The following is a 5695-nucleotide window of genomic DNA, read 5'->3' as shown; positions in this document are numbered from 1 at the left end:
GCGCCCGCCCGCGTGGGCGACGCCGTCCGAGCCGGCCGGCTGGTCTCCCCGGGGCCCGGCGGCCCAGCCGGGGCCGGCCTGCGCGGACGGCGTCGCCCACGCGGGCGGGGACTGCTCGGCCGGTGGGTTGCCCGGGTTGCCGCCGGGTGCGGAAGCGGCGGCCCAGGCGGGGCCGGCCTGTTCCGGCGTGGCCCACGCGGGCTGGGCCGGGGCGCCCCAGGACCCGGGTTCGGGCTGCTGCGGGGCCGGGGCGGCGCCCCAGGTGGGGTTCGGTGGCTGGCCGCCCGGCTGCGCCCAGGCGGGGGCGGGCGACTGTTCGTCCTGTCCGCCCCAGGCGGGGGCCGGCTGGTTCGGCCGACCGGCCGGCGGGGGTGGTGCCCAGCCGAGATCGGGGGCGTTGGGGTACCCGTTGTCCTGCTGCGCCGGGTGGTCGCCGTACGGCGCCGGTCCGCCGGCGCCAGGCGACACCTCGCCCGGCTCCTGGCCGGGGCGGTGCGGGGCCTCGGACGTCATGGGTGCGCCTCCTCCATCACATGTCGGCCGCCGATGCCGATCGGGGACCGTCGGCATGGTTGCCGGCGTCGCCGGCGGATACCGGCCGTGTGGGCTCCCCGCACCGTATCCGGTGGCCGCCCGGAGGTGTCCGGGGAGCACCGGCCGTCACTCACCGTTGCCGTGTGGTGTCGATCGGCTTCTATCGGCGCGATCTCGCCGGGGGCGGGTGGGTGGCGACCGAGCCCCACCGTACCGGGCGGTGCGGCGAGGTGGAATCCCGGTCTCAATCACCCCCAAACGCCGGAGACCCGCCCGGCTGCGCCGGGCGGGTCTCCGAACTGGAGGAGGTGAGGAAAGTCGAGGAGCGTCAGCTCATGTGACGCTGGGCGATGGCGAGAAGCTCCTCGCGGACCGCGGGCGAGTTGGCGGAACGCAGCGCGTGCTCGATGGCGCGGGCACGGCGGTTGGCGTCGCGGCGGTTGCGGATTCGCTCGATCATGCTCATCTGGGTCTCTCCTCCTGGCTATTCGGTTGTCAGCCCCTGATGTCTCTATTGAAGCGCATGACGCGGTCAACTTCCATCGATTATTAGGTGAGCTGAACCACGGACCTAAGGATCGTAGGTCATGGTCGGTCGGGGCCGACGAATTCTTCCCCCAACGGCAACGGCCGGTGTGCCGGGCGTTCACCCGTGGCACACCGGCCGTGGCCTGGTGTCTGTCGACCGTCAGGTCCAGGCGAGCAGCGCCGCCTCCGGATCGGCCAGGAAGTCTCCGATGTCGCGGAGGAACTTCGAGCCCAGCTCACCGTCGATGATCCGGTGATCGAAGGAGAGGCCGAGCGTGGTGACCAGGCGCGGCTTCACCTTGCCCTTGTGCACCCACGGCATCTCCCGGACCGCGCCGAAGGCCAGGATCGCCGACTCGCCCGGCGGCAGGATCGGCGTACCGGTGTCGACGCCGAAGACGCCGACGTTGGTGATCGTCAGCGTGCCGCCCGACATGTCCGCCGGGGAGGTCTTCCCGGCCTTGGCCGTCTGCACCAGCGCCGTCATCGCGTCCGCCAGTTCGCGCAGCGAGAGCCGGCCGGCGTCCTTGATGTTCGGCACGATCAGGCCGCGCTCGGTGGCCGCCGCGATGCCCAGGTTGACGTAGTCCTTGACCACGATCTCGTCGCCCGCCCAGGTCGAGTTGACCATCGGATGGCGCTTGACTGCCAGCAGCACCGCCTTGGCGACCAGCAGCAGCGGCGAGACCCGGACGTCGCGCCACTCCCGCCGCTCGCGGAGCCGGTCCAGGGCCTTCATCGCCCGGGTCACGTCGACGGTCAGGAACTCCGTCACGTGCGGGGCGGTGAACGCCGAGCGGGACATGTTCTCGGCGGTGAGCTTGCGTACCCCCTTGACCGGGATGCGCTGCTCGCGGTCCGCGCCGAAGCTCGCGGCCACCGTGGTCGGCGCCGCGACCGTCAGCGGCTCGGCCGCCGCCGGGGTCCCGCTCGCCGCCCGCTGTACGTCCTCCCGGGTGATCGAGCCCAGCGGGCCCGAGCCGGTCAGCGTGGCCAGGTCGACGCCGAGGTCCTTGGCGAGCTTCCGGACCGGCGGCTTGGCCAGCACCAGCCCGCCGGTCCGGCCGGTGCCGTTGACCGCCGGAGCCGCCGGAGCCGGTGCGACCGGCGCCGGAGCCGGGGCGGGCTGGACCGGGGCGGCCGCCGCCTGGGCGGGGAGACCGCCCTTGCGCGGCCGGCGCTTCGCCGCCGTGGTGCGCGGGCCGTAGCCGACCAGCACGGCGGTACGCCCACCCGGGGCGGGACCGCCGATCAGGCCCGGCTCGACCATGCCCTCCTCCGGCGCGATCTCGACCGCGGCCAGCGAGGCCGCCGACGGGGTGGGCAGCGCGTCGGCCGGCTCGCCGGTCGTCGACTCCTCGATCGGGCCGGCGCCCGGGTCGGTGTCGATCGCGATGATCGGCGTGCCGACCTCGACCGTGGTGCCCTCCGGGTGGAAGATCGACCGCACCTGGCCGGCCCACTTCGCCGGGATCTCGACCGCCGCCTTGGCCGTCTCCACCTCGACGATCGGCTGGTTCAGCTCGATCGTGTCGCCCACCTTGACCAGCCAGGCGAGGATCTCGCCCTCGGTCAGGCCCTCGCCCAGGTCGGGGAGGTTGAACTCCTTGATCCGTGACATGCCGCTCACCAGCCGAAGGTGCGGTCGACGGCGTCGAGCACCCGGTCGAGGTCGGGCAGGTACTCCTCCTCCACCCGGCTGGCCGGGTAGGGGGTGTCGAAGCCGGTGACGCGCAGCACCGGGGACTCCAGGGAGTAGAAGCACTCCTCGGTGATCCGGGCCGCGATCTCCGAGCCCAGGCCCAGGTTGCCCGGGGCCTCGTGAACGACCACGCAGCGACCGGTGCGCCGCACCGACTCGTACGCGGCGGTCAGGTCCAGCGGGGAGAGCGAGCGCAGGTCGATGACCTCCAGCTCGCGGCCGTCCTCCGCGGCGGCGGTCGCCGCGTCCAGGCAGGTCCGCACCATCGGGCCGTACGCCAGCACGGTGGCGTCGGTGCCGGCGCGGGCGACCCGGGCCGAGTGCAGCGGGTACGCCTCCGACAGCGGGGCGTCCAGCTCGACCGGACCCTTCTCCCAGTAGCGCCGCTTCGGCTCCAGGAAGACGATCGGGTCGTCCGAGGCAATCGCCTGCTGAATCATCGAGTACGCGTCCTGCGGGTTCGCGCAGGTGACGACCTTCAGGCCGGCGGTGTGCGCGAAGTACGCCTCGGGCGACTCCGAGTGGTGCTCGACCGCGCCGATGCCGCCGCCGTAGGGAATCCGGATGACCATCGGGATCCGGACCTTGCCCTGCGAGCGGTAGTGCATCTTCGCCACCTGCGACACGATCTGGTCGTACGCCGGGTAGACGAAGCCGTCGAACTGGATCTCGCAGACCGGGCGGAAGCCGCGGATGGCCAGGCCGACCGCGGTGCCGATGATGCCGGACTCGGCCAGCGGGGTGTCGATCACCCGCTGGTCGCCGAAGTCCTTCTGGAGCCCGTCCGTGATCCGGAACACGCCGCCGAGCTTGCCGACGTCCTCGCCCATGATGACGACCTTCGGGTCGTTCTCCAGGGCCTTGCGCAGACCGGTGTTGAGGGCCTTGCCGAGGGTGAGCGTCTCCGTGGCCATCAGTGGGCGCTCCCCTCGAACGACTCCATGTACTTGCTGAACTGCGCCCGCTGCTCGTCGAGCTCGGGGGACCCGTTGGGGTAGACGTGGTCGAACATCGTCACCGGCTCCGGGTTGGGCATGGCGAGCACCCGCTCGCGCAGGTGCACCGACTCGGCGCGGGCCTGCTCGTCGACCGAGGCGAAGAAGTCCGCGTCGGCGATCTGCTGCGTGGTCAGGAACGCCTTCATCCGGGCGATCGGGTCCTTGGCCTGCCAGGCCTCGACCTCGCTGGCGATCCGGTACCGGGTCGGGTCGTCGGAGGTGGTGTGCGCCCCCATCCGGTAGGTGTACGCCTCGATCAGGCTGGGGCCCTGGCCGAGCCGGGCGTTGTCCAGCGCGTGCCGGGTCACCGCGTACGACGCGAGCACGTCGTTGCCGTCCACCCGCACGCCGGGGAAGCCGAAGCCGCCCGCCCGCTGGTACAGCGGGACGCGGGTCTGCCGCTCCAGCGGCTCGGAGATGGCGTACTGGTTGTTCTGGCAGAAGAACACCAGCGGGGCGTTGAAGACGCTGGCCCAGACGAACGCCTCGTTGACGTCGCCCTGGCTGGTGGCGCCGTCGCCGAAGTAGGCGATCACCGCCTCGCCGTCGTCGGTGCCGGTCTTGCCGTCCATGTGGACGCCCATGGCGTACCCGGTCGCGTGCAGGGTCTGCGCCCCGATCACGATCGTGTACATGTTGAACTTGAACTCGTTGGGGTCCCAGCCGCCCTGGTCGACCCCGCGGAACAGGCCGAGCGGCATGATCGGGTCGATGCCCCGGCAGTAGAGGACGCCGTGCTCCCGGTAGGTCGGGAAGGCCATGTCCTGGGTACGCAGCGCCCGGCCGGAGCCGACCTGCGCGGCCTCCTGACCCAGCAGGCTGGCCCAGAGGCCCAGCTCGCCCTGGCGCTGCAGCGCGGTCGCCTCGGCGTCGAGCTTGCGGACCAGCACGAGGTCGCGGTAGAGCCCGCGGTACTCCTCGTCGGTGAAGTCGACGCGGTACTCGGTCCCGTCCGGGCCGATCGCGCTCTCGATCCGCTCGCCCTCGGGCGTCAGCAGCTGTACGAGTGCCGGGTCACCGGCGTTCGCCGAGGCGGTTCGCTTGGAACGGGGTGCGGCCCGCCGGCCGCGGGTGGTGACCCCGGGGTCGCCCTTTGCCATCCGTCTCTCCCTGTCGTGTCTGCGCCGGTGCCGGGGGTGACCCTAGCCGCGCAAATCGTGCACCCGCCCGGCTGGTGCCGGGCTGGTTCCTGGCGGCCGCGCCTAGCCCCGGTGAGGGTTGCCGCGCGGCGTGAGCCGGATTCTGGGCGAACCCGGTTCGGGAGCGCCGGCGTCGTACCGCACCTGCCGCGGGTGCGCGGAGGTGGCGGCTACGTTGCCGTCGTGCCTGAATGATTGCAGAGGAGGTGAGCGGGCCCACAGTATGGCCCTCCACCCCGGTGGCGTTCCGTCTGCAAAGCGACGGATAGACCTTTTTGTCGCATGCGCACTCGACCGCGACGGACAAAGTGTGTGTCGACACGCGGTGGCGACTGGTGAACTGAGCGTCACTGGTTCAAGCTGACTGGTGTCCCGGTGAGTGTTAAGCGGCGTTTGTCCGTTTAGGCCGACGTGCCCGCAACCGACGATCCCGCCGAAGGTCGACGACGAGGAGTGTGCCGGTGTCCGAGCCAGCCGAGGGTCCCGGAAGTCCACTCCTCGGCCGCCACCACGCGGCCCCCGCCGCCGGCTACCGACGGGTGGTCGGCACCCACCGGGCAACCGGACTCGGCGGCCCGAGCCGCGGCTACCTCTTCACGGTCGCCCTGCTCGCCGGCACCGCGTCGATGCCGATCCTCGCCGCCATCAGCGCCGGGTCGGCCACCGTCGGCAGCACCGCCCTCCCGGACAACAGCACGCCCTTCATCCCGACGCCCTCGGTCGGCCCGGTGGTCATCCCGCTGCCCGGGACCAGCCAGCCCGCGGTGGCGCCCACCACCCGGCCTGCCCCGGTG

Annotated in this window: 5 protein-coding genes and 1 pseudogene; 1 reads left to right on the top strand and 5 read right to left on the bottom strand. The window is 72.3% G+C overall.

Features of this window, described 5'->3' with window-relative positions; all coding sequences use genetic code 11:
• From DKT69_RS39220 to pdhA, 5 genes and pseudogenes are all read right to left on the bottom strand, one after another.
• Positions 1 to 513, bottom strand: a pseudogene (locus tag DKT69_RS39220) (LppU/SCO3897 family protein); the annotation flags it as partial.
• A 349-nt stretch (positions 514 to 862) separates the two neighbouring features.
• Positions 863 to 1000: a hypothetical protein gene (locus DKT69_RS39215; protein ID WP_165823299.1), complete on the bottom strand. Its 138-nt coding sequence runs from the start codon at positions 998 to 1000 to the stop codon at positions 863 to 865.
• 222 nt (positions 1001 to 1222) lie between these two features.
• A complete protein-coding gene (locus tag DKT69_RS29765; RefSeq protein WP_109804778.1) occupies positions 1223 to 2683 on the bottom strand; it encodes a dihydrolipoamide acetyltransferase family protein in 1461 nt (486 codons plus the stop codon).
• A gap of 5 nt (positions 2684 to 2688) precedes the next feature.
• A complete protein-coding gene (locus DKT69_RS29760; RefSeq protein WP_109804777.1) occupies positions 2689 to 3678 on the bottom strand; it encodes an alpha-ketoacid dehydrogenase subunit beta in 990 nt (329 codons plus the stop codon).
• Positions 3678 to 4862 carry a pyruvate dehydrogenase (acetyl-transferring) E1 component subunit alpha gene (gene pdhA / locus DKT69_RS29755; protein WP_109804776.1) on the bottom strand — a complete coding sequence of 395 codons (1185 nt, stop codon included), beginning with the start codon at positions 4860 to 4862 and terminating at the stop codon, positions 3678 to 3680. The genes DKT69_RS29760 and pdhA overlap by 1 nt, the downstream gene beginning before the upstream one ends.
• A 500-nt stretch (positions 4863 to 5362) precedes the next feature.
• On the opposite strand from pdhA, the gene DKT69_RS38610 reads away from it, so the two are divergent.
• Positions 5363 to 5695 (top strand): hypothetical protein (locus DKT69_RS38610; protein ID WP_438361889.1); only part of this gene is annotated, 333 nt, incomplete at its 3' end.

It is taken from the genome of Micromonospora sicca, from assembly GCF_003172935.1.
Lineage (GTDB): Bacteria > Actinomycetota > Actinomycetes > Mycobacteriales > Micromonosporaceae > Micromonospora > Micromonospora sicca.
This window is presented reverse-complemented; position numbering and strand designations above follow the sequence as displayed.